This window comes from Pseudomonas sp. P4_C3, from assembly GCF_056402075.1.
On record NZ_JBFUIC010000378.1, the window covers coordinates 1 to 3,530 of the forward strand.

3 protein-coding genes are annotated in these 3,530 nt (G+C 60.9%); all 3 read left to right on the top strand.

The features are described 5' to 3' along the window. Positions 1-1,575, top strand: a 1,575-nt coding sequence (locus tag AC1DVH_RS27855) for a PAS domain-containing sensor histidine kinase (protein ID WP_477756500.1), incomplete at its 5' end; no start/stop codon positions are given. A gap of 17 nt (positions 1,576-1,592) precedes the next feature. After that, positions 1,593-2,222, top strand: a complete 630-nt coding sequence (locus AC1DVH_RS27860) for a response regulator (protein ID WP_477756501.1) — start codon at positions 1,593-1,595, stop codon at positions 2,220-2,222. 374 nt (positions 2,223-2,596) lie between these two features. After that, on the top strand, positions 2,597-3,530 hold a 934-nt coding region (locus AC1DVH_RS27865; protein WP_477756502.1), incomplete at its 3' end, for an ABC transporter ATP-binding protein.

Here is a 3,530-nt window from a genome sequence, read left to right on the forward strand (position 1 = left end):
TGGCAGAACCTCTGCCTGTTACTGGCTGTGCTGACGTTAAGTTGCATGGCCATCGTGTTCTGGCAGCGTCGCCAGCAACACAACCTGGAACAACGCCTGCTGGCCGCGCAGGAAGACATCGCCTTGCGCGCCGCCAGCGAAGAGGCGTTACAGCTCACCCAGTTTTCCATCGACCAGAGCACTGTCGGCATCCTCTGGGTCAACTGGGACAGCCACGTGCGCTACGCCAACCGCGCGGCGGAAAGCATGCTGGGCTATCCGGCCGGAGGGATCATCGATCGACCCCTGATCGACTTCGAGCCTGGCCTGCACATGGACCGTTGGCTGAACCTGTGGAAGCGCGCCCGGGCCAGTGAAGACGGCCCGCAAAGTTTCGAATCCAATTGCGTGCGGGCCGATGGCAGCATCCTGCCGGCCGATGTCTCGTTGAGCTTTCTGCGCTTTCGCGATGGCGAATACCTGGTGGTTTACCTCAACGACGTCACCGAGCGGCGCCGCGCCCTGGCCGCCTTGCAGGAAAGCGAGGCGCGGCTGCAAGGCATCGCCGCCAATGTTCCGGGGCTGGTATTCCGCCTGGAGCGGGCGCCGGTGACCGGYCAGATCGACTTTGCCTACATCAGCGAAGGCAGCGAAAGCCTGGTGGGTTATTCGCCGGCCACGCTGGCGCATCGCGACAAAGGCCTGCGCAGCCTCGTGCATCCGGATGACAAGGCCAGCTATCACCAGACCCAGGATCATGCGCTGGATACCGACAGCGACTGGTCGTGGCAAGGTCGAATTCTCACGCGCCAGGGCGAACAGCGCTGGGCAGAAATCAAGGCCATCACCCGCCGGCTGGAAGACGGAGCCTATGTCTGGGACGGTATTGTCTGGGACATCAGCGAGAGCAAGCGCATAGAGCTTGAACTGGCCAGCTCCCGGGAACAACTGCGTGAGTTGTCCGCGCACCTGGAAAGCGTGCGCGAAGAAGAAAAGGCGCGCATCGCCCGGGAAGTTCACGATGAGCTGGGTCAGATGCTGACCGTGCTCAAGCTGGAAACCTCCATGTGTGAACTGGCTTACGCGCAACTCGATCCAGGCCTTAACGAGCGCCTGGGCAGCATGAAGCGCCTGATYGCTCAACTCTTCCAATTGGTTCGCGACGTGGCGACTGCATTGCGCCCACCGATTCTCGATGCGGGTATTGCCTCGGCCATCGAATGGCAGGCCCGACGGTTTGAGGCGCGCACGCAGATCCCGTGTCTGGTGCAAGTGCCGGACAATCTTCCGGTGCTCAGCGACGCCAAGGCTATCGGCCTGTTCCGGATCCTTCAGGAAGCGCTGACCAATGTCATGCGCCACGCCCAGGCGCATACTGTTGAACTGACGCTGGCGCTGGAAGGCGACGAGTTGTGTCTGACGGTCAGCGATGACGGTGTAGGATTTGTCGCCGCGCTTGGCAGGCCAGYGTCCTTTGGGATCGTCGGAATGCGTGAGCGGGTATTGATCATGGGTGGTGAGTTATCCCTTGAGAGTGAACCGGGTGAAGGCACGACCCTGAGTGTGCGCGTGCCGCTGGACCGCCGACAGTCGTAATCAATGAGGAGGGGCAAGTGATTCGTGTACTGGTAGCCGAAGACCACACCATCGTTCGCGAAGGCATCAAGCAGTTGATCGRCCTGGCCAAGGACTTGCTGGTGGTGGGGGAGGCGAGCAATGGCGAGCAGTTGCTCGACACCTTGCGTCATGTGCCCTGCGAAGTGGTGTTGCTGGACATCTCCATGCCAGGCGTCAACGGTCTGGAAGCGATTCCGCGGATTCGCGCCCTGAATAATCCGCCGGCGATCCTGGTGTTGTCGATGCACGACGAAGCGCAGATGGCCGCCCGGGCGCTGAAGGTGGGCGCTGCCGGTTATGCGACCAAGGACAGCGACCCGGCGCTGTTGCTGACGGCCATTCGCAAAGTGGCGTCGGGCGGGCGTTATATCGACCCGGAACTGGCAGACCGCATGGTCTTCGAGGTCGGCCTGACCGACTCGCGTCCTTTGCATTCGCTGCTCTCCGAGCGCGAATTTTCTGTGTTCGAACGCTTGGCCCAGGGCGCCAACGTCAACGATATCGCCCAGCAACTGGCGCTGAGCAGCAAAACCATCAGCACCCACAAGGCGCGGCTGATGCAGAAACTCAACATCACCTCGTTGGCGGAACTGGTGAAGTACGCGATGGAACACAAGCTCCTCTAAACCACACCGCTGTACCTGTGGGAGCGAGCTTGCTCGCGATGAGGCCCTATCAGTCAATACTGATGTCGACTGACAGTCCGCTATCGTCGGAACGCCGCCCGGAGCAAGCTCGCTCCCACAGGGTTCTCCATCAGTCGTTGAACCGTGCGCATATCCAATAGCGACGTGCCTGACGAGCTGCTTTCACCGTTACTTGTGGCTTGTAGCTGACCCCTTGCCACTACATTTGCCAAAACGCGCCATCCTTGTAGGGCAATCCCTACCCCCAACCTTCCATCCGGCTGAGGCGAATCTCTCTTGCCCCCCGATTTGCGTGGTCTCCAGCGTCCACTAGGCTTAATCCCACAGCAGTCATCAATAACAAAGGTGTGGGTATGAGCCAGGTCGATTCAAGTGCAGGGGCCAATGATGTTCTGGTCAGCTTTCGTGGAGTGCAGAAGAGCTACGACGGCGAGAACCTGATCGTCAAAGACCTCAACCTGGACATTCGCAAAGGCGAATTCCTCACCTTGCTCGGGCCGTCCGGTTCCGGCAAGACCACCAGCCTGATGATGCTCGCCGGCTTCGAAACGCCGACCGCGGGCGAAATCCTGTTGGCGGGGCGTGCCATCAACAACGTGCCGCCGCACAAGCGCGACATCGGTATGGTATTTCAGAACTATGCATTGTTCCCGCACATGACGGTGGCCGAGAACCTGGCGTTCCCGCTGACCGTGCGTGGCATGAACAAGAGCGACGTCAGTGCCCGGGTCAAGCGGGTCCTGAGCATGGTCCAGCTCGATGCCTTCGCCCAACGCTACCCGGCGCAGCTCTCCGGTGGTCAGCAACAGCGTGTGGCATTGGCCCGCGCACTGGTGTTCGAGCCGCAATTGGTGCTGATGGACGAACCCCTCGGCGCACTCGACAAACAACTGCGTGAACACATGCAGATGGAGATCAAGCACCTGCACCAGCGCCTGGGCGTCACCGTGGTCTACGTGACCCACGATCAGGGCGAAGCCTTGACCATGTCCGACCGTGTGGCGGTGTTCCATCAGGGCGAAATCCAGCAGATCGCGCCGCCGCGCACCCTCTACGAAGAGCCAAAGAACACCTTCGTCGCCAACTTCATCGGCGAGAACAACCGCCTCAATGGCCGCCTGCACAGCCAAACCGGCGACCGTTGCATTGTCGAACTCGGACGCGGTGAAAAGGTGGAAGCCCTGGCGGTTAACGTCGGCCAGACCGGTGAGCCGGTGACCCTGTCCATTCGTCCGGAGCGCGTGAGCCTCAATGGCTCCAGCGACCAATGCGTCAACCGCTTCACCG